General features: G+C 61.1%; 29 protein-coding genes. 20 read left to right on the forward strand and 9 right to left on the reverse strand.

From position 1 onward, the window contains the following. Window positions 1-9: 9 nt before the first annotated feature. Together pilH and pilG are read right to left on the reverse strand one after the other, a co-directional pair. Window positions 10-375, reverse strand: a complete 366-nt coding sequence (gene pilH, locus J1G18_RS01030) for a twitching motility response regulator PilH (protein WP_025109154.1) — start codon at window positions 373-375, stop codon at window positions 10-12. A gap of 60 nt (window positions 376-435) precedes the next feature. Continuing rightward, window positions 436-840: a twitching motility response regulator PilG gene (gene pilG, locus J1G18_RS01035; protein ID WP_003229093.1), complete on the reverse strand. Its 405-nt coding sequence runs from the start codon at window positions 838-840 to the stop codon at window positions 436-438. A gap of 225 nt (window positions 841-1065) precedes the next feature. On the opposite strand from pilG, the gene gshB reads away from it, so the two are divergent. The 7 genes from gshB to J1G18_RS01070 all read left to right on the forward strand — a co-directional run bounded on the left by gshB (window position 1066) and on the right by J1G18_RS01070 (window position 7154). Then, complete coding sequence (gene gshB / locus J1G18_RS01040; RefSeq protein WP_223006963.1) at window positions 1066-2037, forward strand: glutathione synthase; 972 nt, start codon at window positions 1066-1068, stop codon at window positions 2035-2037. A gap of 107 nt (window positions 2038-2144) precedes the next feature. Then, window positions 2145-3044: an energy transducer TonB gene (locus J1G18_RS01045; RefSeq protein ID WP_007964106.1), complete on the forward strand. Its 900-nt coding sequence runs from the start codon at window positions 2145-2147 to the stop codon at window positions 3042-3044. A gap of 211 nt (window positions 3045-3255) precedes the next feature. After that, window positions 3256-3828 carry a YqgE/AlgH family protein gene (locus J1G18_RS01050; protein ID WP_041063515.1) on the forward strand — a complete coding sequence of 191 codons (573 nt, stop codon included), beginning with the start codon at window positions 3256-3258 and terminating at the stop codon, window positions 3826-3828. Beyond that, the gene (gene ruvX / locus J1G18_RS01055; protein ID WP_003229101.1) at window positions 3828-4265 is read left to right on the forward strand and encodes a Holliday junction resolvase RuvX; all 438 of its coding nucleotides are present in this window, start codon (window positions 3828-3830) and stop codon (window positions 4263-4265) included. The genes J1G18_RS01050 and ruvX overlap by 1 nt, the downstream gene beginning before the upstream one ends. 81 nt (window positions 4266-4346) lie before the next feature. Further along, window positions 4347-4853, forward strand: coding sequence for a bifunctional pyr operon transcriptional regulator/uracil phosphoribosyltransferase PyrR (gene pyrR, locus J1G18_RS01060; RefSeq protein ID WP_027610583.1), 507 nt, complete (start codon window positions 4347-4349; stop codon window positions 4851-4853). A 28-nt stretch (window positions 4854-4881) separates the two neighbouring features. Continuing rightward, window positions 4882-5886 (forward strand): aspartate carbamoyltransferase catalytic subunit, encoded by a 1005-nt coding sequence (locus tag J1G18_RS01065; RefSeq protein WP_003229107.1) that lies wholly within the window; start codon window positions 4882-4884, stop codon window positions 5884-5886. Then, window positions 5883-7154 carry a dihydroorotase gene (locus J1G18_RS01070; protein WP_098966064.1) on the forward strand — a complete coding sequence of 424 codons (1272 nt, stop codon included), beginning with the start codon at window positions 5883-5885 and terminating at the stop codon, window positions 7152-7154. The genes J1G18_RS01065 and J1G18_RS01070 overlap by 4 nt, the downstream gene beginning before the upstream one ends. A gap of 152 nt (window positions 7155-7306) precedes the next feature. Here the strand turns inward: J1G18_RS01070 and J1G18_RS01075 are convergent, their stop codons facing one another. Then, the gene (locus tag J1G18_RS01075) at window positions 7307-7738 is read right to left on the reverse strand and encodes an NINE protein (protein ID WP_007964113.1); all 432 of its coding nucleotides are present in this window, start codon (window positions 7736-7738) and stop codon (window positions 7307-7309) included. Window positions 7739-7986: 248 nt separating this feature from the next. On the opposite strand from J1G18_RS01075, the gene J1G18_RS01080 reads away from it, so the two are divergent. After that, window positions 7987-8613: a C40 family peptidase gene (locus tag J1G18_RS01080; protein WP_003229112.1), complete on the forward strand. Its 627-nt coding sequence runs from the start codon at window positions 7987-7989 to the stop codon at window positions 8611-8613. A gap of 132 nt (window positions 8614-8745) precedes the next feature. Here the strand turns inward: J1G18_RS01080 and J1G18_RS01085 are convergent, their stop codons facing one another. Further along, a complete protein-coding gene (locus J1G18_RS01085; RefSeq protein ID WP_003229114.1) occupies window positions 8746-9780 on the reverse strand; it encodes a type IV pilus twitching motility protein PilT in 1035 nt (344 codons plus the stop codon). A 56-nt stretch (window positions 9781-9836) separates the two neighbouring features. Here J1G18_RS01085 and J1G18_RS01090 point away from each other — a divergent pair, with 56 nt between their 5' ends. The 11 genes from J1G18_RS01090 to J1G18_RS01140 all read left to right on the forward strand — a co-directional run bounded on the left by J1G18_RS01090 (window position 9837) and on the right by J1G18_RS01140 (window position 17509). Then, window positions 9837-10523, forward strand: coding sequence for a YggS family pyridoxal phosphate-dependent enzyme (locus tag J1G18_RS01090; RefSeq protein ID WP_223006964.1), 687 nt, complete (start codon window positions 9837-9839; stop codon window positions 10521-10523). Window positions 10524-10551: 28 nt separating this feature from the next. Continuing rightward, complete coding sequence (gene proC, locus J1G18_RS01095) at window positions 10552-11370, forward strand: pyrroline-5-carboxylate reductase (protein WP_223006965.1); 819 nt, start codon at window positions 10552-10554, stop codon at window positions 11368-11370. A 10-nt stretch (window positions 11371-11380) separates the two neighbouring features. Further along, window positions 11381-11971 carry a YggT family protein gene (locus J1G18_RS01100; protein WP_027610578.1) on the forward strand — a complete coding sequence of 197 codons (591 nt, stop codon included), beginning with the start codon at window positions 11381-11383 and terminating at the stop codon, window positions 11969-11971. Then, complete coding sequence (locus J1G18_RS01105) at window positions 11968-12261, forward strand: DUF167 domain-containing protein (RefSeq protein WP_182402856.1); 294 nt, start codon at window positions 11968-11970, stop codon at window positions 12259-12261. Before J1G18_RS01100 ends, J1G18_RS01105 begins: the two co-directional genes overlap by 4 nt. A 184-nt stretch (window positions 12262-12445) precedes the next feature. Further along, on the forward strand, window positions 12446-13585 hold the full coding sequence (locus J1G18_RS01110) for a homoserine O-succinyltransferase MetX (protein ID WP_003229124.1): 1140 nt from the start codon (window positions 12446-12448) through the stop codon (window positions 13583-13585). A gap of 7 nt (window positions 13586-13592) precedes the next feature. Continuing rightward, window positions 13593-14213: a methionine biosynthesis protein MetW gene (gene metW, locus J1G18_RS01115; protein ID WP_003229126.1), complete on the forward strand. Its 621-nt coding sequence runs from the start codon at window positions 13593-13595 to the stop codon at window positions 14211-14213. Window positions 14214-14239: 26 nt separating this feature from the next. Beyond that, complete coding sequence (locus tag J1G18_RS01120) at window positions 14240-14674, forward strand: DUF4426 domain-containing protein (protein ID WP_027610575.1); 435 nt, start codon at window positions 14240-14242, stop codon at window positions 14672-14674. Further along, window positions 14671-15267 carry an RdgB/HAM1 family non-canonical purine NTP pyrophosphatase gene (rdgB, locus tag J1G18_RS01125; protein WP_096795762.1) on the forward strand — a complete coding sequence of 199 codons (597 nt, stop codon included), beginning with the start codon at window positions 14671-14673 and terminating at the stop codon, window positions 15265-15267. The genes J1G18_RS01120 and rdgB overlap by 4 nt, the downstream gene beginning before the upstream one ends. Then, window positions 15264-16469, forward strand: coding sequence for a radical SAM family heme chaperone HemW (hemW, locus tag J1G18_RS01130; protein ID WP_262415487.1), 1206 nt, complete (start codon window positions 15264-15266; stop codon window positions 16467-16469). Before rdgB ends, hemW begins: the two co-directional genes overlap by 4 nt. A 28-nt stretch (window positions 16470-16497) precedes the next feature. Further along, window positions 16498-16821, forward strand: coding sequence for a DUF3392 domain-containing protein (locus tag J1G18_RS01135; RefSeq protein WP_003229134.1), 324 nt, complete (start codon window positions 16498-16500; stop codon window positions 16819-16821). A 139-nt stretch (window positions 16822-16960) separates the two neighbouring features. Beyond that, window positions 16961-17509 (forward strand): RNA 2'-phosphotransferase, encoded by a 549-nt coding sequence (locus J1G18_RS01140; RefSeq protein ID WP_223006966.1) that lies wholly within the window; start codon window positions 16961-16963, stop codon window positions 17507-17509. A 129-nt stretch (window positions 17510-17638) separates the two neighbouring features. On the opposite strand, the gene trmB is transcribed toward J1G18_RS01140, so the two are convergent. The 4 genes from trmB to J1G18_RS01160 all read right to left on the reverse strand — a co-directional run bounded on the left by trmB (window position 17639) and on the right by J1G18_RS01160 (window position 19880). Beyond that, on the reverse strand, window positions 17639-18364 hold the full coding sequence (gene trmB / locus J1G18_RS01145; protein WP_047297147.1) for a tRNA (guanosine(46)-N7)-methyltransferase TrmB: 726 nt from the start codon (window positions 18362-18364) through the stop codon (window positions 17639-17641). Window positions 18365-18373: 9 nt separating this feature from the next. Further along, on the reverse strand, window positions 18374-19168 hold the full coding sequence (locus tag J1G18_RS01150; protein ID WP_007964131.1) for a thiazole synthase: 795 nt from the start codon (window positions 19166-19168) through the stop codon (window positions 18374-18376). A 59-nt stretch (window positions 19169-19227) separates the two neighbouring features. Continuing rightward, window positions 19228-19428, reverse strand: coding sequence for a sulfur carrier protein ThiS (gene thiS, locus J1G18_RS01155; protein WP_167734067.1), 201 nt, complete (start codon window positions 19426-19428; stop codon window positions 19228-19230). Between the two features lie 80 nt (window positions 19429-19508). Next, window positions 19509-19880 carry a DUF423 domain-containing protein gene (locus J1G18_RS01160; protein WP_134784877.1) on the reverse strand — a complete coding sequence of 124 codons (372 nt, stop codon included), beginning with the start codon at window positions 19878-19880 and terminating at the stop codon, window positions 19509-19511. A 74-nt stretch (window positions 19881-19954) separates the two neighbouring features. Here J1G18_RS01160 and mtgA point away from each other — a divergent pair, with 74 nt between their 5' ends. Then, the gene (mtgA, locus tag J1G18_RS01165; protein ID WP_134784878.1) at window positions 19955-20677 is read left to right on the forward strand and encodes a monofunctional biosynthetic peptidoglycan transglycosylase; all 723 of its coding nucleotides are present in this window, start codon (window positions 19955-19957) and stop codon (window positions 20675-20677) included. A gap of 198 nt (window positions 20678-20875) precedes the next feature. Here mtgA and rpoH read toward each other — a convergent pair whose 3' ends face one another. Further along, a complete protein-coding gene (gene rpoH, locus J1G18_RS01170; RefSeq protein WP_003229146.1) occupies window positions 20876-21730 on the reverse strand; it encodes an RNA polymerase sigma factor RpoH in 855 nt (284 codons plus the stop codon). Between the last annotated feature and the right edge of the window lie 40 nt (window positions 21731-21770).

The following is a 21770-nucleotide window of genomic DNA, read 5'->3' on the forward strand; positions in this document are numbered from 1 at the left end:
GCCGCGCGATCAACCGGCCAGCACGTTGTTCAGGGTCTTGATCAGCATGTCTTCTTCGACCGGTTTGGTCAGGTAATCCTTCGCGCCCTGGCGCGTGCCCCAAACCTTGTCGGTTTCCTGATCCTTGGTGGTGATGATGATCACCGGAATATGGCTGGTCTCGGCATCCTTGGTCAGTTGCCGGGTGGCCTGGAAGCCGTTGAGGCCGGGCATGACGATGTCCATCAGCACGGCGTCGGGTTTTTCCTGACGGGCCAGGGCCACGCCGTCGGCGCCGTTTTCGGCCTTGAGCACTTCATGGCCGTGCTTTTCCAGCATGCCGGTGAGTTTGTACATTTCAGTCGGCGAATCATCGACGATCAGGATACGTGCCATGGTCTTCCCCATTTTTCTTGTCGACTCCCGGCCCGCTGGCCGAGCGTCACTGTACGTGTCTTACTGCGGCAAAACGGCGGCGAAGCCCGGAACATGGGCCTGAATCGCGTCGAGCAGTTCTTCCTTGCTGAAAGGCTTGGTCAAAAATTGATCAGAACCGACAATCCGCCCCTTGGCCTTGTCGAACAGCCCGTCACGCGACGACAGCATGATCACCGGCGTGGCCTTGAACGCACTGTTGTTCTTGATTAAAGCGCAGGTCTGATAACCATCCAGACGCGGCATCATGATGTCGACAAAAATGATCCCGGGGTGGTGGTCGGCGATCTTGGCCAACGCGTCGAAACCGTCGATCGCCGTGATGACTTCGCAGCCCACATTTTTCAACAGCGTTTCGGCGGTGCGACGAATCGTTTTCGAGTCATCGATCACCATGACCTTCAAGGCGCTGGACTGCTGTTCCATAAGAGGGCTCTACCGTCGCCTTTGCGAATCAAATTGTCCGTTTTGCGATGAGTAATGGCTGGAAACCCTTGATGCTCAAGGGCCAGCACGCTATGCCAGCCTTTTTAGCACAGTCTCCATAAGCAATCTATCGACGGGTTTTTCCTTGACCGAAAACCCGCCCGGCGCCACTCTGGCGGCACTTTTTCAATACCGATCCGGTAGCCAATTTTCGAGGAAAACCCAATGAGCGTTCGCGTCGGGATTGTCATGGACCCTATCGCCAGCATTTCCTATAAAAAGGATAGCTCGCTGGCCATGCTGCTGGCCGCGCAGAAACGTGGCTGGGAACTGTTCTACATGGAGCAGCGCGACCTGTATCAGGCCGAAGGTCAGGCCCGGGCGCGCATGAAGCCGCTGAAAGTCTTCGCCAACCCGGAAAAATGGTTCGAACTGGACGCCGAGCAGGACAACCTGCTGAGTGATCTGGACGTGATCCTGATGCGCAAGGATCCACCGTTCGACATGGAGTTCGTCTACTCCACCTACCTGCTGGAACAGGCTGAAACCGCCGGTGTGCTGGTAGTCAACAAACCGCAGAGCCTGCGCGACTGCAACGAAAAACTGTTCGCCACGCTGTTCCCGCAGTGCACCCCGCCGACCATCGTCAGCCGCCGCGCCGATGTGCTGCGTGAATTCGCCGCCAAGCATGGCGACGTAATCCTCAAGCCGCTGGACGGCATGGGTGGCACTTCGATTTTCCGCCACCGCGCCGGCGACCCGAACCTGTCGGTGATTCTGGAAACCCTGACCGCCCTCGGCAACCAGCAGATCATGGGCCAGGCCTACCTGCCGGCGATCAAGGACGGTGACAAGCGCATCCTGATGATCGACGGCGAGCCGGTGGATTACTGCCTGGCGCGAATTCCGGCTCAAGGCGAAACCCGTGGCAACCTCGCGGCCGGTGGTCGTGGTGAAGCGCGGCCGCTGACTGACAAGGATCGCTGGATTGCCGCGCAAGTCGGCCCGACTCTGCGCGAGAAAGGCCTGCTGTTCGTTGGCCTCGATGTGATCGGCGAAAACCTCACCGAAATCAACGTCACCAGCCCGACCTGCATCCGCGAGATCGACAATGCTTTCGGTACCGACATCGGCGGCCTGCTGATGGATGCCATCGACAAGAAGCTGCAAGCCGCCGGCAAAAAGCCGCAAGCTTGACGTGTGTCACATGCAGCTTGTCGCTTGAAGCGTGAAGCCCAAGGCGCGAAACCAACATTGCGTTATCATGCGCAGCCTCTGAAAAACGCGATGTTGGTTTTCTTGTCATGACCCTCCCGTCCGATCTGCCCGCAGAACTCGCCCACCGTGGCGTGCGCCCGGCCGATCGCCTCGGATTTACCCTGTTTCTCGCGGCGCTGATTCATTTGGCGCTGCTGCTTGGCGTTGGCTTCACCATGGTCGAGCCCAAGCAGATCAGCAAAACCCTGGAAATCACCCTCGCCACCTTCAAGAGCGAAACCAAGCCGAAAAAGGCTGACTTCCTCGCTCAGGAAAACCAGGAAGGCAGCGGCACCCTCGACAAGAAGGCGATTCCCAAGACCACCGAGGTCGCGCCGTTCCAGGACAATCAGGTCAAGAAGGTCACCCCGCCCCCGGCCGCCAAACCGGAAGTACGCGAAGCGGCGCCCAAGGCTGCGGTGACCACCGTGGCGCCGAAACAGCAAAAGGCGCCGACCAAGAAAGAAGAAACCAAAACCGAGACCAAACCCGCGGTCAACGCGCCGACATTCGACAGCTCGCAGTTGTCCAGCGACATCGCCAGCCTCGAAGCGGAACTGGCCAACGAACAACAGTTGTACGCCAAGCGCCCGCGGATTCACCGCTTGAGCGCCGCCTCGACCATGCGCGACAAGGGCGCCTGGTACAAGGACGACTGGCGCAAGAAGGTCGAGCGCATCGGCAACCTCAATTACCCGGAAGAAGCGCGGCGCAAGCAGATTTACGGCAACCTGCGCCTGATGGTTTCGATCAACCGCGACGGCTCGCTGTATGAAGTGCTGGTGCTGGAATCCTCCGGCCAGCCGCTGCTGGATCAGGCGGCGCAGCGCATCGTCCGGCTGGCGGCACCGTTTGCACCGTTTACCGGCGATCTGTCGGATATCGACCGACTGGAAATCATCCGCACCTGGAAATTCGCCCGGGGCGACAAGCTTTCCAGCAACTGACCGCCGGCATAAGGGCTTTTGTGGCGAGGGAGCTTGCTCCCGCTGGGCTGCGAAGCGGCCCCCTGCATTTATCAGATACACCGAGATATCAGTTTTTACGACTGCTGCGCAGCCGAGCGGGAGCAAGCTCCCTCGCCACAGTGGGCGGGAAGACCATTCGCAACGCATCCTCAGCTTGTCAGTTCGCCCCTTGAACGCCACACTATCGCTCATGAAAAACGTCAGCCCCAGCTACCTCAAGCATCACTTCCTGATCGCCATGCCACACATGGCCGACCCGAACTTTGCCCACACCTTGACCTACATCGTCGAGCACACGGCCAATGGCGCCATGGGGCTGGTGGTCAATCGACCGCAAGAGCTGAATCTGGCTGACATTCTCGAGCAATTACGCCCGGACATCGATCCGCCAGCGCTGTGCCAGCATGTGCCGATCTTCATTGGCGGCCCGGTGCAGACCGATCGCGGTTTCGTCCTGCACCCGTCGGGCAAGACCTTTCAGGCCACCGTCGAACTGGACGGTGATCTGGCGCTGTCCACCTCGCAGGACGTGCTGTTCGCCATCGCCGACGGCGTAGGCCCGGCGAAAAGCGTAATCACCCTTGGTTATGCCGGTTGGGAAGCCGGGCAACTGGAGGCCGAGCTGGCCGACAACGCCTGGCTGACCTGCCCGTACGACGCCGACATCCTGTTCAACACCAGCAGCGAGCTGCGTCTGGAAGCGGCGGCACGGCACCTGGGGATCAACCTCAGCCTGCTGACCAGCCAGGCAGGGCACGCCTGATGGCCCTGCGCCTGATTCTCGGCTTCGACTACGGCACCAAACAGATCGGCGTTGCGGTCGGCCAGGTGATTACCGGCCAGGCCCGCGAGCTGTGCACCCTGAAAGCGCAGAACGGCGTGCCCGACTGGAATCAGGTCGAAGCGCTGTTCAAGGAATGGAAACCCGACGCCGTGGTGGTCGGCCTGCCGCTGAACATGGACGGTACGCCCAGCGAGATGTGCCTGCGCGCGGAGAAATTCGCCCGCCGTCTCAATGGCCGTTTCAATGTGCCCTTCTATACCCACGACGAACGCCTGACCACCTTTGAAGCCAAGGGTGAGCGACTGGTGCGTGGCGGGCAGAAAGGCAGTTACCGCGACAACCCGGTGGATGCCATCGCCGCCGCCCTGCTGTTGCAGGGCTGGCTCGATGAAAACACTGCATTGTTTGAATCCTGACAAGCGCTTCGGCGCTTTTCTTTTGGTTATAAACCCAGCCGCGTCCGGCAGGACGCGGCTCGGAATCACGAAGGAGCAACCATGAGCCTGCCCAATCCCGCCGATCTGATCAGCCAGATGGCGACCCGCCTCAAGGCGCACCTTGCACAGCGTGATATCAGCGAACCGCGTTACATCGGCATCCGCACTGGCGGCATCTGGGTCGCGCAGGCCTTGCTCAAAGAATTGGCCAGCGACGCGCCATTGGGCACGCTGGATGTTTCCTTCTACCGCGACGACTTCAGCCAGAACGGCCTGCACCCGCAAGTGCGCCCCTCGGCCCTGCCCTTCGAGATCGAAGGCCAGCATTTGGTGCTGATCGATGACGTATTGATGAGCGGCCGGACCATCCGCGCCGCCATGAACGAACTGTTCGACTACGGCCGCCCGGCCAGCGTGACCCTGGTCTGCCTGCTCGACCTGGACGCCGGCGAGCTGCCGATCCGCCCGAACGTGGTCGGCGCGACCCTGTCGCTGGCCGCCAATGAGCGGGTCAAGCTGTCCGGCCCGGAGCCGCTGACGCTCGAACTGCAAGACCTGAATTCCTAACCCGCCCTTATTGAGAGTCCCCCTCGCGATGACGCCTCTAGATACCAAGCGCCCGCTGCAGCTCAATGATCAGGGCCAGCTGCGCCACTTCCTCTCGCTCGATGGCCTGCGCCGCGAGTTGCTGACGGAAATCCTCGACACTGCCGACTCGTTCCTCGAAGTCGGTGCCCGGGCGGTGAAGAAGGTCCCGTTGCTGCGCGGCAAGACCGTGTGCAACGTGTTCTTCGAAAACTCCACCCGCACCCGCACCACCTTCGAACTGGCGGCCCAGCGGCTGTCGGCGGACGTGATCACCCTGAACGTGTCGACCTCGTCGGCCAGCAAAGGTGAAACCCTGCTCGACACCCTGCGCAATCTCGAAGCGATGGCCGCCGACATGTTCGTGGTGCGCCACGGTGACTCCGGCGCCGCACACTTCATCGCCGAACACGTCTGCCCGCAGGTGGCAATCATCAACGGCGGCGACGGCCGTCACGCGCACCCGACCCAGGGCATGCTCGACATGCTCACCATCCGTCGGCACAAGGGCGGTTTCGAAAACCTCTCGGTGGCGATCGTCGGCGACATCCTGCACTCGCGGGTGGCGCGCTCGAACATGCTCGCGCTGAAGACCCTCGGCTGCCCGGACATCCGCGTGATCGCGCCGAAGACCCTGCTGCCGATCGGCATCGAGCAGTACGGCGTCAAGGTCTACACCGACATGAACGAAGGCCTGAAGGACGTCGACGTGGTGATCATGCTGCGCCTGCAGCGTGAGCGCATGACCGGCGGCCTGCTACCGAGCGAAGGCGAGTTCTACCGCCTGTTCGGCCTGACCACCGCGCGTCTGGCCGGGGCCAAGCCCGATTGCATCGTCATGCACCCGGGGCCGATCAACCGTGGCGTGGAAATCGAGTCCGCGGTGGCCGACGGCCCGCATTCGGTGATCCTCAATCAAGTCACCTACGGCATCGCCATCCGCATGGCCGTGCTGTCGATGGCCATGAGCGGGCAAACAGCGCAACGTCAATTCGAGCAGGAGAACGCCCAGTGAAGCTCAGCATTCTCGGCGCCCGCGTCATCGATCCAAGCAGCGGCCTGGATCAAATCACCGACATTCACGTTGAAGCCTGCAAGATCGTCGCCCTCGGCGCCGCACCGGCCGGTTTCACCGCTGTGGAAACCATCGACGCCAGCGGTCTGGTTGCAGCACCGGGCCTGGTCGACCTGAACGTCGCCCTGCGCGAGCCGGGCTACAGCCGCAAAGGCAGCATCGCCAGCGAAACCCGCGCGGCGGCGGCTGGCGGCGTGACCAGCCTGTGCTGCCCACCGAAGACCAAACCGGTGCTCGACACTTCGGCCGTGGCCGAACTGATCCTCGACCGCGCCCGCGAGGCCGGCAACACCAAGGTGTTTCCGATTGGCGCGCTGAGCAAAGGGCTGGATGGCGAGCAACTGGCAGAACTGGTGGCGCTGCGCGACGCCGGGTGTGTGGCGTTCGGCAACGGTCTGGAGAGTTTCCGCAACACCCGCACCCTGTGCCGGGCATTGGAATACGCGGCGACCTTCGACCTGACAGTGATTTTCAATTCGCAGGATCACGATCTGGCGGATGGCGGTCTGGCCCATGAAGGCGCGGTCGCCAGTTTCCTCGGTCTGCCGGGGATTCCGGAAACCGCTGAGACCGTGGCTCTGGCTCGCGATCTGCTGCTGGTCGAGCAGACCGGCGTGCGCGCGCACTTCAGCCAACTGACCAGCGCGCGCGGCGTGGCTCTGATCGCTCAGGCGCAGGCCCGTGGCTTGAAGGTCACGGCGGATGTCGCCCTGTATCAGTTGATCCTCACCGATGAAGCGCTGATCGACTTCAGCAGCCTGTATCACGTGCAACCGCCGCTGCGCACCCGCGCCGACCGCGATGGCCTGCGCGAAGCGGTGAAATCCGGGGTGATTTCGGCGATTTCCAGCCATCACCAACCGCATGAGCGCGACGCCAAACTGGCACCGTTCGGCGCGACCGAGCCGGGCATCAGCAGTGTGGAGTTGCTGCTGCCGCTGGCGATGACGCTGGTTGAGGATGGTTTGCTGGATCTGCCGACCCTGCTGGCGCGCCTGAGTGCCGGGCCTGCGGATGCACTGCGTCTGCCGGCGGGCAAACTGGCGGTGGGCGGTGCGGCGGATATCGTGCTGTTCGATCCGAAAGCGTCCACCGTGGCCGGTGAAGGCTGGCTGTCGAAGGGCGAGAACTGCCCGTTCCTCGGTCACACCCTGCCGGGGGTGGTGCGTTACACCTTGGTGGATGGGCGGATCAGCCACCAGGCGTAACCGGCTGCTGAGGGACATTGTGGCGAGGGGATTTATCCCCGATGGGCTGCGCAGCAGCCCTCAATCTACAACCGCGGTGATTCAGTTCCTCCGCGGTTGAATGTTTTAGGGCCGCTACGCGCCCCATCGGGGATAAATCCCCTCGCCACAGGTTACTGAAAAGCGCCGCGATTCTGCGCGTTACGCACCGAGACCTGATCATTCAGTGTCCAGAAGTCATACAGCACACCAATAAAGAACAACCCGCCGGTCAGCAGATACAGCAACCCGCTGATCCACTTGCCCTGGTACATCCGGTGCACGCCGAAAACGCCCAGGAACGTCAGCAGAATCCACGCCACGTTATATTCGATCGGCCCTGCGGTGAAACGCAGATCCGCCTCGCGATCCATTGCCGGGATCAGGAACACGTCGATCAGCCAGCCAATGCCTAGCAGACCGAAGGTGAAGAACCAGATCGTCCCGGTCACCGGCTTGCCGTAATAGAAGCGGTGAGCGCCGGTGAAACCAAAAATCCACAGCAGATACCCGATGATTTTGCTGTGCGTATCCTGCGGTGCAGCAACCTGCTGATAGCGGTTCATGAAGACCTCGATTCACTCGATAGATAAATTTTCTTTAATTCTTTGTGACTTTTTTACATGTAGCCGACGTACGGCAAATGTTACCGTGTCGTCCGTCAAAGCCTTATAGCACCGGACTTCTGTCCGACAATTGCGTCCGTTTGCCGCTTGTTTGGTTCCGTTGCCCTCCGATGGAATCGACCAACGGCCTCGGAAGGGACAAAAAAGCTGTTATAAAGTTGCGCGCTAACACATAAGAGCCACGCCTAATGCGACCATTTTTCAAGACATGGCTAACTATTTGCCTATTAATGCCACTGGCCGCCCACGCCACCAATCGTGAGCAACGTCTTCCCAACGTTAACGGTTTCACCCCTAAATCCCATGCTTCGGCTCCTTCGAGCAAGAGCAGCAAACAAACGAAACACACCACGCTCGCCAGCAAGAATCACGGCAAGCTGGTTCCACCGATGGCCAACAAGGAAAGCAGCAACGTCCTGAGCCGTGCGGTGAACGTCCTCGGTACTCCCTACCGTTGGGGCGGCAGCAGCCCAAGTAAAGGCTTCGACTGCAGTGGTCTGGTGAAATATGCGTTCAACGACGCCACGTTCGACCTGCCACGCACCTCCAACGCGATGGCCAGCGGGCATGGCGAGAAAGTCGAACGCAAGGATCTGAAGCCGGGCGACCTGATTTTCTTCAACATCAAGAGCCGTCGGGTCAACCACGTTGCCATCTACCTGGGCAACGACCGCTTCATCCACGCCCCGCGCCGTGGCAAAGCGGTGAGCATCGATACACTGAACAAGCCGTACTGGGAACAGCATTACGTGGTTGCCAAGCGTGTGCTGCCGAAAGAACCGGCTGGCAAACAGATGCGCGTGGTTCAACGCTGAGTCGACTGATCCGGAATCTGCTCAAGCAGTACTGACCCCTTCGCGAGCAAGCCCGCTCCCACATTGGAATGCATTCGAATGTGGGAGCGGGCTTGCTCGCGAAGAGGCCAGTGAAAGCAACACAAGCCTCTCTTAAAAATTATCCGGCGTACGCGCCTTCTCCCGCGCATGCTCGCGGCTGATCAAGCCCTTGGTCACCAGTTCCTTCAGGCACATGTCGAGTGTCTGCATCCCCAACGATCCTCCGGTCTGAATCGCCGAATACATCTGCGCCACCTTGTCCTCGCGGATCAGGTTCCGGATCGCCGACGTTCCCAGCATGATCTCGTGCGCCGCCACCCGTCCGCCGCCGATCTTCTTGATCAGCGTCTGCGACACCACGGCCAGCAGCGACTCGGACAGCATCGAGCGCACCATAGACTTCTCGTCGCCCGGGAACACATCGACAACACGGTCGATGGTCTTGGCGGCCGACGTCGTGTGCAGCGTGCCGAACACCAGATGCCCGGTTTCAGCGGCAGTCAGTGCGAGGCGAATGGTTTCCAGGTCGCGCATCTCGCCAACCAGAATCACGTCCGGGTCTTCGCGCAGTGCCGAGCGCAGCGCCGTGGCAAAGCTGCGGGTATCGCGATGGACTTCGCGCTGATTGATCAGGCACTTGCGCGATTCGTGGACGAATTCGATCGGGTCTTCGATGGTGAGGATATGGTGATGGCGATGGGTATTGAGGTAATCGATCATCGCCGCCAACGTGGTGGATTTGCCGGAGCCGGTCGGCCCGGTCACCAGCACCAGCCCGCGCGGGGCATCGGTGATCTTGCGAAAGACATCGCCCATGCCGAGGTCTTCCATGCTCAGCACTTTCGAGGGAATGGTGCGAAACACCGCGCCGGCGCCCCGGTTCTGATTGAACGCATTGACCCGAAAGCGCGCCACGCCGGGGACTTCGAACGAGAAATCCGTTTCCAGGTGTTTCTCGAAGTCGACCCGCTGGGTGTCGTTCATGATGTCGTAGATCAATTCGTGCACTTGTTTGTGATCCAGCGCCGGCAGATTGATCCGCCGCACATCGCCATCGACGCGGATCATCGGCGGCAGACCGGCCGACAGGTGCAGGTCGGAAGCGCCCTGTTTGGCGCTGAACGCCAGCAGTTCAGTGATATCCATAGCGTCCCTCAATTCCAGTAGAATGCCGCGAACCTTCAGACCGCCGGCGCCTCTTGATGTCCACGATAGCAGACAACATTCTTCAGGTTAGTTCGCGTATCCAGGCAGCGGCCAAAGCTGCAAACCGCGATGAACACAGCATCCAGTTGCTGGCCGTGAGCAAGACCAAACCGGCGCAGGCCCTGCGTGAAGCCTACGCCGCCGGCCTGCGTGACTTCGGCGAGAACTATCTGCAGGAAGCCTTGGGCAAACAGCTCGAACTGGCCGACCTGCCCTTGATCTGGCACTTCATCGGCCCCATTCAATCGAACAAGACTCGCGCCATCGCCGAGCATTTCGACTGGGTGCACTCCGTGGATCGCCTGAAAATCGCCCAACGCCTGTCCGAGCAGCGCCCGACCGAGCTGCCGCCGCTGAACATATGCATTCAGGTCAACGTCAGTGGTGAGGCCAGCAAGTCCGGCTGCACCCCGGCCGACCTGCCGGCGCTGGCCGAGGCCATCAGCGCCCTGCCCCGGCTGAAACTGCGCGGGCTGATGGCGATTCCCGAGCCGACCGAAGATCGCGCCGAACAAGATGCCGCTTTTGCTGCCGTGCAACGTTTGCAGGCCAGCCTGAATCTGCCGCTCGACACACTTTCCATGGGCATGAGCCACGACCTCGAGTCGGCCATCGCCCAAGGCGCCACCTGGGTGCGGATCGGTACCGCCCTGTTTGGCGCCAGAGATTACGGTCAGCAATGACCGACAGCCATCTGAAAAAGGACCTGACATGAGCAACACACGCATTGCCTTTATCGGTGCCGGCAACATGGCCGCCAGCCTGATCGGCGGCCTGCGGGCCAAGGGTCTGCAAGCCAGCCACATCCGCGCCAGCGATCCGGGCGAAGAGACCCGAACGCGCGTCAGCGCCGAACACGGCATCGAAACCTTCGCCGACAACGCCCAGGCCATCGACGGCGTCGACGTGATCGTACTGGCGGTCAAGCCACAGGCGATGAAAGCCGTGTGCGAAGCCATCCGCCCAAGTCTGAAATCGCAGCAACTGGTGGTGTCGATCGCCGCCGGCATCACCTGCGCGAGCATGACTGCGTGGCTTGGCGAGCAGCCGATCGTGCGCTGCATGCCCAACACCCCGGCGCTGCTGCGTCAGGGCGTCAGCGGCCTGTACGCCACCAGCGAAGTGACCGCCGAGCAGCGTCAGCAGGCTGAAGAGCTGCTGTCCGCCGTGGGTATCGCGCTGTGGCTGGACGAAGAGCAGCAACTCGATGCGGTGACCGCCGTCTCCGGTTCCGGCCCGGCGTATTTCTTCCTGCTGATCGAAGCGATGACCGCCGCTGGCGTCAAACTCGGCCTGCCAAAGGAAATCGCCGAGCAACTGACCCTGCAAACGGCTCTGGGCGCCGCGCACATGGCGGTATCCAGCGATGTCGACGCTGCCGAACTGCGCCGCCGCGTGACCTCGCCAAACGGCACCACAGAGGCCGCGATCAAATCATTCCAGGCTAACGGCTTCGAAGCCCTGGTAGAAAAAGCACTCGGCGCCGCCGCGCACCGCTCGGCCGAAATGGCTGAACAACTGGGCAAATAAGGAGCCTTACATGATTGGATTGAACACCGCAGCGGTTTACGTGCTGCAAACCCTCGGCAGCCTGTACCTGCTGATCGTGCTGTTGCGCTTCGTCCTGCAACTGGTGCGCGCGAACTTCTACAACCCGCTGTGCCAATTCGTGGTCAAGGCTACCCAGCCGCTGCTCAAGCCACTGCGCCGGATCATCCCGAGCATCTTCGGCCTCGACATGTCATCGCTGGTGCTGGCGATTCTGGTGCAACTGGCCCTGATGGCCCTGACCCTGCTGCTGACCTATGGCACCACCGGCAACCCGCTGCAGCTGTTCATCTGGTCGATCATCGGCGTGACCGCGCTGTTCCTGAAGATTTTCTTCTTCGCCCTGATCATCAGCGTGATCCTGTCGTGGGTCGCTCCGGGCAGCCACAACCCGGGCGCTGAACTGGTGAACCAGATCTGCGAGCCGGCGCTGGCACCGTTCCGCAAGATTCTGCCGAACCTCGGCGGTCTGGACCTGTCGCCGATTTTCGCCTTCCTGGCGCTGAAGCTGATCGACATGCTGGTGATCAACAATCTGGCGGCAATGACCATGATGCCGGAAATCCTGCGCCTGCTGATGTGAGCTGGTTTCGCTGGGACGGCGACGATCTGATCCTCGAATGTCATCTGCAACCGGCAGCCCGCAGCGATGATTTCGCCGGGCTGCACGGTGACCGCCTGAAGATCCGCCTCACCGCGCCGCCGGTCGAGGGCAAGGCCAATGCGTATCTGATGGGCTTTCTGGCCAAGGCGTTTGGGGTGTCCAAGAGTCAGGTCAGTTTGCTCAGTGGCGAGTTGAACCGGCAGAAACGGGTGAAGATCTGTGCGCCGAAGAAGCTGCCGGAGTTGCCTGATCTGACGCGTCCAGCCTGACCCACCGAGTCGCTCCATTCGCGAGCAAGCCCGCTCCCACAGGAGATCGCATTCCCCTGTGGGAGCGGGCTTGCTCGCGAATGGCCGCGCCTCGGTCCAAAGCGAACAAACAGGCCCGATCGTTGCTTGCCGCTAACCCCCATGCTCTTTAGACTTACGCCTCATTTCAACGAGAGCAGGGTCGATGCCAGCTGCCTTTCCCCCCGATTCTGTTGGTCTGGTGACGCCGCAAACGGCGCACTTCAGTGAACCTCTGGCTCTGGCCTGTGGCCGTTCGCTGCCCGCCTACGACCTGATCTACGAAACCTACGGCACGCTGAACGCACAGGCGAGCAACGCCGTGCTGATCTGCCACGCCTTGTCTGGTCATCATCACGCTGCCGGCTATCACAGCCCCGACGACCGCAAGCCCGGTTGGTGGGACAGTTGCATCGGCCCCGGCAAACCGATCGACACCAACAAGTTCTTCGTGGTCAGCCTGAACAATCTGGGCGGCTGCAACGGCTCCACCGGCCCGAGCAGTATCAACCCGGAGACCGGCAAGCCGTTCGGCGCCGATTTCCCGGTGCTCACCGTCGAAGACTGGGTGCACAGTCAGGCGCGTCTGGCTGACCTGCTCGGCATTCGTCAGTTCGCCGCCGTCATCGGCGGCAGCCTCGGCGGCATGCAGGCGTTGCAATGGACCATCACCTACCCGGATCGCGTGCGCCACTGCCTGGCCATCGCCTCGGCCCCCAAGCTGTCGGCGCAGAACATCGCCTTCAACGAAGTGGCGCGCCAGGCGATCCTCACCGACCCGGAGTTCCACGGCGGTTCGTTCCAGGAAGCGGGCGTGATCCCCAAGCGCGGGCTGATGCTGGCGCGGATGGTCGGGCACATCACCTACCTGTCCGACGACTCGATGGGCGAGAAATTCGGCCGCGGCCTGAAGAGCGAAAAGCTCAACTACGACTTCCACAGCGTCGAGTTCCAGGTCGAAAGCTACCTGCGCTATCAGGGTGAAGAATTCTCCGGGCGTTTCGATGCCAACACTTATCTGTTGATGACCAAAGCCCTGGACTACTTCGATCCGGCGGCCAACTTCGACGATAACCTGGCGAAAACCTTCGAGAACGCCACCGCCAAGTTCTGTGTGATGTCGTTCACCACCGACTGGCGCTTCTCCCCGGCCCGCTCGCGGGAGCTGGTGGACGCGCTGATGGCGGCACGCAAAGACGTCAGCTATCTGGAAATCGATGCACCCCAGGGCCACGACGCCTTCCTGATTCCGATCCCGCGCTATTTGCAGGCGTTCGGCAATTACATGAACCGAATTACGGTGTGAACAAGCCATGAGAGCTGATCTGGAAATCATCCAGGAATGGATCCCCGCCGGCAGCCGCGTGCTCGACCTCGGTTGCGGCGACGGCGAACTGCTGACCTGGCTGCGCGACAACAAGAACGTCACCGGTTATGGCCTGGAAAACGACGCCGACAACATCGCCGAGTGCGTGGCCAAGGGCATCAACGTCATCGAGCAGGACCTGGACAAGGGACTGGGCAACTTCGCCAGCAACAGTTTCGACATCGTCGTCATGACCCAGGCCCTGCAAGCCGTGCATTACCCGGACAAGATCCTCGACGAAATGCTGCGGGTCGGTCGTCAGTGCATCATCACCTTCCCCAACTTCGGCCACTGGCGCTGCCGCTGGTATCTGGCAAGCAAGGGCCGGATGCCGGTCTCCGAGTTTCTGCCGTACACCTGGTACAACACGCCGAACATTCACTTCTGCACCTTCGAAGATTTTGAAGAACTTTGTCGCGAACGTGATGCGAAGGTCATTGATCGGCTTGCCGTGGATCAACAGCACCGCCACGGGTGGGCCAGTAAGCTATGGCCTAATCTGTTAGGTGAGATTGGTATCTACCGCGTCAGCAGCCCGGTGCTTGCAGATCATCGGGTCGCGGTCTGAACCACGACATTTCGAGGAGAACGATCATGGGTCGCTTGATTACTGTGCTATTGGCCGCCTGCCTGAGTCTGTCGGCGGTGGCCGCCGATGCCATCAAGGGCGAACGCAAGGAAGTGTTCGGCGACGTTACCGTGCACTACAACACCTTCAACTCGACCTTCCTGACACCCGACATCGCCAAAGCAGCCGAGCTGATCCGCAGCAAGAACCAGGGCGTGATCAATGTCTCGGTGATCAAGGACGGCAAACCGCTGATCGCCAACGTCACCGGCACGGTCAAAGACCTGACCAGCCAGAGCGTGCCGCTGAACTTCCGCCAGGTCACCGAACAGGGCGCGATCTACTACATCGCCCAGTACCCGGTGGAGCAGCAGGAAACCCGCACCTTTGAAATCAAGGTGCAGAACGGTGACAAGATCAACACCATCAACTTCAACCAAGAACTCTTTCCCGGCGAATGATGAACCTCACGCAACTCGTACTGGCCAGCCATAACGCCGGCAAACTCAAGGAACTCCAGGCCATGCTCGGCGACTCGGTGCAACTGCGCTCGATCGGCGAATGGAGCAAGGTCGAACCGGAGGAAACCGGTCTGTCGTTCGTCGAGAACGCGATCCTCAAGGCGCGCAATGCCGCGCGCATCTCCGGCCTGCCGGCGCTGGCCGACGACTCGGGTCTGGCGGTGGATTTCCTCGGCGGTGCACCGGGCATCTACTCGGCGCGCTATGCCGACGGCAAGGGCGATGCGGCGAACAACGCCAAACTGCTCGAGGCCCTCAAAGACGTGCCGCAAGCCGAGCGCGGCGCGCAGTTCGTCTGCGTGCTGGCACTGGTGCGGCATGCCGATGATCCGCTGCCGATCCTCTGCGAAGGCCTGTGGCACGGGCGCATCCTGACCGCCGCCAGCGGCGAGCACGGTTTCGGCTACGACCCGCTGTTCTGGGTGCCGGAACGTAACGTGTCCAGCGCCGAACTGAGCCCGGCCGACAAGAACCAGATCAGCCACCGCGCCCGTGCAATGGATCTGCTGCGCCAGCGTCTGGGCCTGAAATGACCCACAGCCACCCCGCGTCGTCGCTGATCATCGGCGGCGCCGCCTCTTCGCCTCGGGCGCCGCTGCCTACGCTACCGCCTCTGGCGCTGTACATCCACATTCCGTGGTGTGTGCGCAAATGTCCGTATTGCGATTTCAACTCGCACACCGCCAGCCCGGTGCTGCCGGAAGAGGAATACGTCGACGCGTTGCTGGCCGATCTCGATCAGGACCTGCACGCGGTGTATGGCCGTGAAATCAGTTCGATCTTCTTCGGTGGCGGTACGCCGAGCCTGTTCAGCGCCGAAGCGCTCGGACGCCTGCTCAAAGGTGTCGAGCAGCGCATCCCGTTTGCGCACGACATCGAGATCACCCTGGAAGCCAATCCCGGCACCTTCGAGCAAGAGAAGTTCGTTGCGTACCGCAAGCTGGGGATCAATCGCCTGTCGATCGGCATCCAGAGCTTCCAGCAGCAGAAACTCGAAGCCCTCGGGCGCATCCATAACGGCGACGAAGCGGTGCGCGCGGCGGGAATGGCGCGCCAGGCCGGGTTCGACAACTTCAACCTCGACTTGATGCACGGCCTGCCCGATCAGTCGCTGGACGATGCCTTGAGCGACCTGCGTCAGGCCATCGAACTGAAACCGACGCACATCTCCTGGTATCAGCTGACACTGGAGCCGAACACGGTGTTCTGGAACCAGCCGCCGGTGCTGCCGGAAGACGACACGCTGTGGGACATTCAAGAAGCCGGGCAAGCGCTGCTCGCCGCGCACGGTTACGCGCAATACGAAGTCTCGGCCTATGCCCAGCCCGGGCGGCCGGCGCGGCACAACCTCAATTACTGGAGTTTCGGCGACTTCATCGGCATCGGTGCTGGCGCCCACGGCAAGCTCAGTCATCCGGACGGGCGCATCGTCCGCACCTGGAAGACACGCCTGCCGAAGGACTATCTCAACCCAGCCAAGAGTTTCCAGGCCGGCGAGAAAGTCCTGACCAACGACGAGATGCCGTTCGAGTTCCTGATGAACGCCCTGCGCCTGACTGCCGGGGTGGAATCACGCCTGTATCCCGAACGCACCGGCCTGCCACTGGAAAGTCTCGCCGAACACCGCCGCGAGGCCGAACAAAGCGGCCTGATGCAGGTCGAACCGTCACGTCTGGCGGCCACCGAGCGCGGACAACTGTTTCTCAACGACTTGCTGCAGAAATTTCTGAGCTGAGCCCCACGGCCGCCCTAAGGAAAACCGCATGGATTTGATACTCGATCTGCTCGCCACCGTGTCCCGCTGGAGCCGCAGCAACCTCTCGGAAATCGCCCTGGCGCTGGTGGGCTGCCTGCTGGTGCTGTTCGGCGCCGACTTCAAAGGCTGGGTCGAACAACGCCTGGGCAGCATCGCCGGCGCCCTGCGCGTACCGCTGATGGCCCTGCTGTGCGTGATCGGCAGCGGCGCCGCGCTGATCTATGCCACGCCGTGGGTGGTCAAGGGCCTGAGCCAGTTCAACAACTACAGCCTGGCGCCGGTGCTGCTGGTGGTGCTGGTGCTTATCGGCGTCGTCGCTGACCGCCGCTGATTTTCAGCCATCACCAAAAACAACTGTGGGAGCGGGCTTGCTCGCGAAGGCGTCGTATCAGTCAACATCAACGTTGAATGATTCACCGCTTTCGCGAGCAAGCCCGCTCCCACAGTTGATCGCAATGACAGGGAAGTTCATGAGCAAAAAAAATTTGGACGAGACAAGCAAATTTCTCAGCTTCGTATTGCGCCACGAACCTCAGGCGATCGGTCTGACGCTGGACTCTGAAGGCTGGGCAAATATCGAAGAACTGATCAACGGTGCTGCGCGTGACGGTCGCAAACTGGATCGCGAACTGATTGAAGCGGTCGTGACAAGTAGCGACAAGAAGCGCTTCTCGACTTCCGAGGACGGCCAACTGATTCGTGCGGTTCAGGGCCACTCAACGAAAAGCGTGGATTTGCAGTTCGAGCAGAAACAGCCACCGCAAACGCTGTATCACGGCACAGCGACGCGCTTTCTTGAGTCAATCAAAGAACAAGGCCTGATTCCGGGATCACGCCATCACGTGCACCTTTCCCAAGACATCGACACCGCTTCGGCCGTCGGGCAGCGCTATGGCACCGTGGTGATTCTGAAAGTCGCCGCACGGCAGATGGAAGAACAGGGTTTGAAGTTCTATCAGGCCGAAAACGGCGTTTGGCTGACAGAACAGGTGCCGGCGCGCTTTCTCTCCACCGTGTAATTGCTGAGCACACAAAACAACTGTGGGAGCGGGCTTGCTCGCGAAGGCGTCGTATCAGTCAACATCAACGTTGAATGAATCACCGCTTTCGCGAGCAAGCCCGCTCCCACATTGGGTTTTGCGTGATGCTCAGGAGATTTTTTCGAACTTCAGATCCCACACGCCATGCCCAAGACGTTCGCCGCGGCGTTCGAACTTGGTGATCGGGCGTTCGGCCGGGCGTGGTACGCATTTGCCGTCTTCGGCGAGGTTGCGGTAGCCCGGGGCGACGTTCATCACTTCCAGCATGTACTCGGCGTACGGTTCCCAGTCGGTGGCCATGTGCAGGATGCCGCCGACCTTCAGCTTGCTGCGCACCAGTTCGGCGAAGGACGCCTGAACGATGCGACGCTTGTGGTGACGGCTCTTGTGCCACGGGTCCGGGAAGAACAGCATCAGTCGATCGAGGCTGTTGTCGGCGATGCAGCGGTTGAGCACTTCAATCGCGTCGCAATCGTAGACCCGCAGGTTGGTCAGGCCCTGAGTCAGCACGCCGTTGAGCAGCGCGCCGACACCCGGACGGTGCACTTCCACACCGATGAAGTCCTGATCCGGTGCCGCCGCGGCCATTTCCAGCAGCGAGTGACCCATGCCGAAGCCGATCTCCAGCGAGCGCGGTGCCGAACGGCCGAACACCTGATCGTAATCCACCGGCGCGTCGGCCAGCGGCAGCACGTACAGCGGCGCGCCCTGGTCCAGACCCCGTTGCTGGCCTTCGGTCATGCGCCCGGCGCGCATCACGAAACTCTTGATGCGGCGGTGTTGGCGCTCGTCGCCCTCTTCCGTCTGGATAGGCGTGTCGTTCGATTCAGTCATCAATGGCTCTTACTTGATCAGACCATCCAGCGGCGAAGAGGCGCTGGCATAGAGTTTTTTCGGCATGCGGCCGGCGAGGTAGGCCAAGCGGCCTGCGACGATCGCGTGTTGCATGGCTTGGGCCATCATCACCGGTTGCTGAGCATGGGCGATGGCCGAGTTCATCAGCACCGCGTCACAGCCCAGTTCCATGGCGATGGTGGCGTCGGAGGCGGTACCGACACCGGCATCCACCAGCACCGGAATCTTGGCTTCTTCGAGGATGATCTGCAGGTTGTACGGGTTGCAGATCCCCAGTCCGGAACCGATCAGACCGGCCAGCGGCATGACCGCGATGCAGCCGATTTCCGCCAGTTGGCGAGCGATGATCGGGTCATCACTGGTGTAAACCATCACGTCGAAGCCTTCCTTGACCAGCGTTTCGGCGGCCTTGAGGGTTTCGATCACGTTGGGGAACAGGGTTTTCTGGTCGGCCAGCACTTCCAGCTTCACCAGGTTGTGACCATCGAGCAGCTCACGGGCCAGGCGGCAGGTGCGCACGGCCTCGATAGCGTCGTAGCAACCGGCGGTGTTCGGCAGGAAGGTGTAGCGATCCGGCGACAGCACTTCGAGCAGGTTCGGCTCGCCTTCGATCTGGCCGAGGTTGGTACGGCGCACGGCGAAGGTGACGATCTCGGCACCCGAGGCTTCGATGGCCTGACGGGTTTCTTCCATGTCACGGTACTTGCCGGTACCGACCAGCAAACGCGACTGGTAAGTACGACCGGCCAGAACAAAAGGCTTGTCGCTGCGAACGATGCTCATGGGGAATCCTCTTTAGGGGTGAGGGTCTTGCAGAATTCTGTGCCCTTGCGGGCCGGCGATCAGCCGCCGCCGATGGCGTGCACCACTTCGACGTTGTCGCCGTCGTTCAGGATGGTGTCGGCATGCTGGCTGCGCGGGACGATATCCAGATTGAGTTCGACTGCCACCCGGCGACCGGTCAGGTCCATACGGGCAATCAGGGCCGCAACGGTTTCACCGTCGGGCAGTTCAAGGGATTCGCCGTTCAACTGAATGCGCATGCGCCTGGCCGCCATCATTTTTAGGGGGTGGCATTCTAGCCCGATCATGACCTAAAGGTCAGCACCAAGCGTCAAGCGGTTTACTGCAGGCGCCAGGCGGCAAGTCCAAGACACAGCCAGCCAACCAGAAACGCCAGACCGCCGAACGGGGTGATGATGCCGAGCTTGCTGATGCCGGTGGTGGTCAGCACATACAGACTGCCCGAGAACAACAGGATGCCGACGGCGAACGAGATACCAGCCCAGGCCACCAATCGTCCCTGAATCTGCGTGGCCAGCAGCGCAACGCCGAACAGCGCCAGGGTGTGCACCAGTTGATAGGTCACGCCGGTGTGGAAAATCGCCAGATACTCGGGGGTCAGGCGGCTCTTCAGGCCATGAGCGGCGAAGGCGCCAAGGCCCACACCGGTAAAACCAAAGAAAGCGGCCAGCATCAGAAAGCCACGCAGCATGTGGAACTCCAGTCAGACTCGTTCGGCAGGGTCTGTATAATGGCCCGCTCTATCGGTTCGGCCAAGCCATCTCTATGCTGCGTTCACTTTTGCGTCGTCTCACGAAGGCCCTGCTCTGGTTCGCGGGCGGCAGTGTATTGCTGGTGTTGCTGTTTCGCTTCGTGCCACCGCCGGGCACGGCGCTGATGGTCGAGCGCAAGATCGAATCCTGGGTCGACGGCGAGCCGATTGACCTGCAGCGCACCTGGAAACCGTGGGACGAGATCTCCGACGACCTTAAGGTCGCGGTCATGGCCGGCGAAGATCAGAAGTTTCCCGAGCACTGGGGTTTTGACTTCGGCGCGATTCAGGCTGCGCTGGCCCACAACGAACTCGGCGGTTCGATTCGCGGTGCCAGCACCTTGAGCCAACAAGTGTCGAAGAACCTGTTTCTGTGGTCCGGTCGCAGCTATCTGCGCAAAGGCCTGGAAGCATGGTTTACCGCACTGATCGAGGTGTTGTGGCCCAAGCAGCGGATTCTTGAGGTTTACCTGAACAGCGTCGAGTGGGATGACGGGGTGTTTGGTGCCGAAGCCGCAGCACGTCATCACTTTGGTGTGAGCGCCAAGTCACTGTCGCGGCAGCAGGCGAGTTATCTGGCGGCGGTGCTGCCTAACCCGCGAGTGTGGAGCGCCAGCCATCCGACAGCGTATGTGTCGCGCCGGGCCGGGTGGATTCGGCAGCAGATGAGCCAGCTCGGTGGGACCAGTTACCTGCTAGGGCTTGATGATTCGCGTCGGGCGCCTTGGGCCGAATAACCACATTCAATCATTCAGACACCATCAATCACTGTGGGAGCGGGCTTGCTCGCGAAGGCGGTGGGTCAGCCAGCATTGTCGGTGACTGACACGACGCCTTCGCGAGCAAGCCCGCTCCCACAGGGATTTGTGTTGAAACAGAAATGAAAACGCCCCGATCATCGCTGATCGGGGCGTTTTTGTTTGCCTGAGCGCCGGTTATGCGGCGATCGACAATTTGAGCTTGTTCATCGCGCTCTTCTCGAGCTGACGGATCCGCTCGGCCGACACGTTGTACTTCTGCGCCAGGTCGTGCAGCGTGGCTTTCTCTTCTGCCAGCCAGCGCTGGTAGAGGATGTCGCGGCTACGTTCGTCCAGCACTTCCAGCGCTTCGTGCAGGTTGTGGTTGGAGTTGTCGCTCCAGTCGGCATCTTCCAGTTGACGCGCCGGGTCGTACCGGTGGTCTTCCAGGTAGTTGGCCGGCGACTGGAAAGCACTGTCGTCATCGGCCTCTGCAGCCGGATCGAAGGCCATGTCATGACCGGTCAGGCGGCTTTCCATCTCGCGCACTTCACGTGGTTCGACGCCAAGGCTTTCCGCCACACGGTGGACTTCCTCGTTGTTCAGCCACGCCAGACGTTTCTTCTGGCTGCGCAGGTTGAAGAACAGCTTGCGCTGGGCCTTGGTGGTCGCGACTTTCACAATGCGCCAGTTGCGCAGGATGAACTCGTGAATTTCCGCCTTGATCCAGTGCACGGCGAACGACACCAGACGCACACCCATTTCCGGGTTGAAGCGTTTTACCGCCTTCATCAGACCGACGTTGCCTTCCTGGATCAGGTCAGCCTGAGCCAGACCGTAGCCGGAATAGCTACGGGCAATGTGTACGACAAATCGCAGGTGGGCGAGCACCATCTGCCGAGCCGCCCCCAAATCCTGCTCATAGTAGAGACTCTCGGCCAGTTCACGCTCCTGCTCCGGCGTCAGCAATGGAATGCTGTTGACGGTGTGCACATAGGCTTCCAGGTTCGCACCCGGAACCAACGCGTACGCAGGTTGCAAAGAATTGGTCATGCGAAAAAACCTCCCACTTACATACTCGTGCCTCTCGGCA

Origin of the sequence: Pseudomonas sp. MIS38, assembly GCF_019891575.1 — a bacterium.
In the GTDB taxonomy this organism is placed as follows: Bacteria; Pseudomonadota; Gammaproteobacteria; order Pseudomonadales; family Pseudomonadaceae; genus Aquipseudomonas; species Aquipseudomonas putida_A.

Bases quoted from the DNA above. Each gene is read 5' to 3' on its own strand.
- J1G18_RS01050 (WP_041063515.1), top strand. From the start codon at position 3,256: ATGAAAAACGTCAGCCCCAGCTACCTCAAGCATCACTTCCTGATCGCC.
- metW (WP_003229126.1), top strand. From the start codon at position 13,593: ATGAGAGCTGATCTGGAAATCATCCAGGAATGGATCCCCGCCGGCAGC.
- rpoH (WP_003229146.1), bottom strand. From the start codon at position 21,730: ATGACCAATTCTTTGCAACCTGCGTACGCGTTGGTTCCGGGTGCGAAC.
- rdgB (WP_096795762.1), top strand. From the start codon at position 14,671: ATGATGAACCTCACGCAACTCGTACTGGCCAGCCATAACGCCGGCAAA.
- J1G18_RS01090 (WP_223006964.1), top strand. From the start codon at position 9,837: ATGTCCACGATAGCAGACAACATTCTTCAGGTTAGTTCGCGTATCCAG.
- J1G18_RS01140 (WP_223006966.1), top strand. From the start codon at position 16,961: ATGAGCAAAAAAAATTTGGACGAGACAAGCAAATTTCTCAGCTTCGTA.
- J1G18_RS01100 (WP_027610578.1), top strand. From the start codon at position 11,381: ATGATTGGATTGAACACCGCAGCGGTTTACGTGCTGCAAACCCTCGGC.
- J1G18_RS01045 (WP_007964106.1), top strand. From the start codon at position 2,145: ATGACCCTCCCGTCCGATCTGCCCGCAGAACTCGCCCACCGTGGCGTG.
- J1G18_RS01120 (WP_027610575.1), top strand. From the start codon at position 14,240: ATGGGTCGCTTGATTACTGTGCTATTGGCCGCCTGCCTGAGTCTGTCG.
- proC (WP_223006965.1), top strand. From the start codon at position 10,552: ATGAGCAACACACGCATTGCCTTTATCGGTGCCGGCAACATGGCCGCC.
- J1G18_RS01135 (WP_003229134.1), top strand. From the start codon at position 16,498: ATGGATTTGATACTCGATCTGCTCGCCACCGTGTCCCGCTGGAGCCGC.
- J1G18_RS01085 (WP_003229114.1), bottom strand. From the start codon at position 9,780: ATGGATATCACTGAACTGCTGGCGTTCAGCGCCAAACAGGGCGCTTCC.
- thiS (WP_167734067.1), bottom strand. From the start codon at position 19,428: ATGCGCATTCAGTTGAACGGCGAATCCCTTGAACTGCCCGACGGTGAA.
- J1G18_RS01150 (WP_007964131.1), bottom strand. From the start codon at position 19,168: ATGAGCATCGTTCGCAGCGACAAGCCTTTTGTTCTGGCCGGTCGTACT.
- pilH (WP_025109154.1), bottom strand. From the start codon at position 375: ATGGCACGTATCCTGATCGTCGATGATTCGCCGACTGAAATGTACAAA.
- gshB (WP_223006963.1), top strand. From the start codon at position 1,066: ATGAGCGTTCGCGTCGGGATTGTCATGGACCCTATCGCCAGCATTTCC.
- J1G18_RS01065 (WP_003229107.1), top strand. From the start codon at position 4,882: ATGACGCCTCTAGATACCAAGCGCCCGCTGCAGCTCAATGATCAGGGC.
- J1G18_RS01110 (WP_003229124.1), top strand. From the start codon at position 12,446: ATGCCAGCTGCCTTTCCCCCCGATTCTGTTGGTCTGGTGACGCCGCAA.
- J1G18_RS01160 (WP_134784877.1), bottom strand. From the start codon at position 19,880: ATGCTGCGTGGCTTTCTGATGCTGGCCGCTTTCTTTGGTTTTACCGGT.
- trmB (WP_047297147.1), bottom strand. From the start codon at position 18,364: ATGACTGAATCGAACGACACGCCTATCCAGACGGAAGAGGGCGACGAG.
- pilG (WP_003229093.1), bottom strand. From the start codon at position 840: ATGGAACAGCAGTCCAGCGCCTTGAAGGTCATGGTGATCGATGACTCG.
- pyrR (WP_027610583.1), top strand. From the start codon at position 4,347: ATGAGCCTGCCCAATCCCGCCGATCTGATCAGCCAGATGGCGACCCGC.
- mtgA (WP_134784878.1), top strand. From the start codon at position 19,955: ATGCTGCGTTCACTTTTGCGTCGTCTCACGAAGGCCCTGCTCTGGTTC.
- J1G18_RS01075 (WP_007964113.1), bottom strand. From the start codon at position 7,738: ATGAACCGCTATCAGCAGGTTGCTGCACCGCAGGATACGCACAGCAAA.
- J1G18_RS01080 (WP_003229112.1), top strand. From the start codon at position 7,987: ATGCGACCATTTTTCAAGACATGGCTAACTATTTGCCTATTAATGCCA.
- ruvX (WP_003229101.1), top strand. From the start codon at position 3,828: ATGGCCCTGCGCCTGATTCTCGGCTTCGACTACGGCACCAAACAGATC.
- hemW (WP_262415487.1), top strand. From the start codon at position 15,264: ATGACCCACAGCCACCCCGCGTCGTCGCTGATCATCGGCGGCGCCGCC.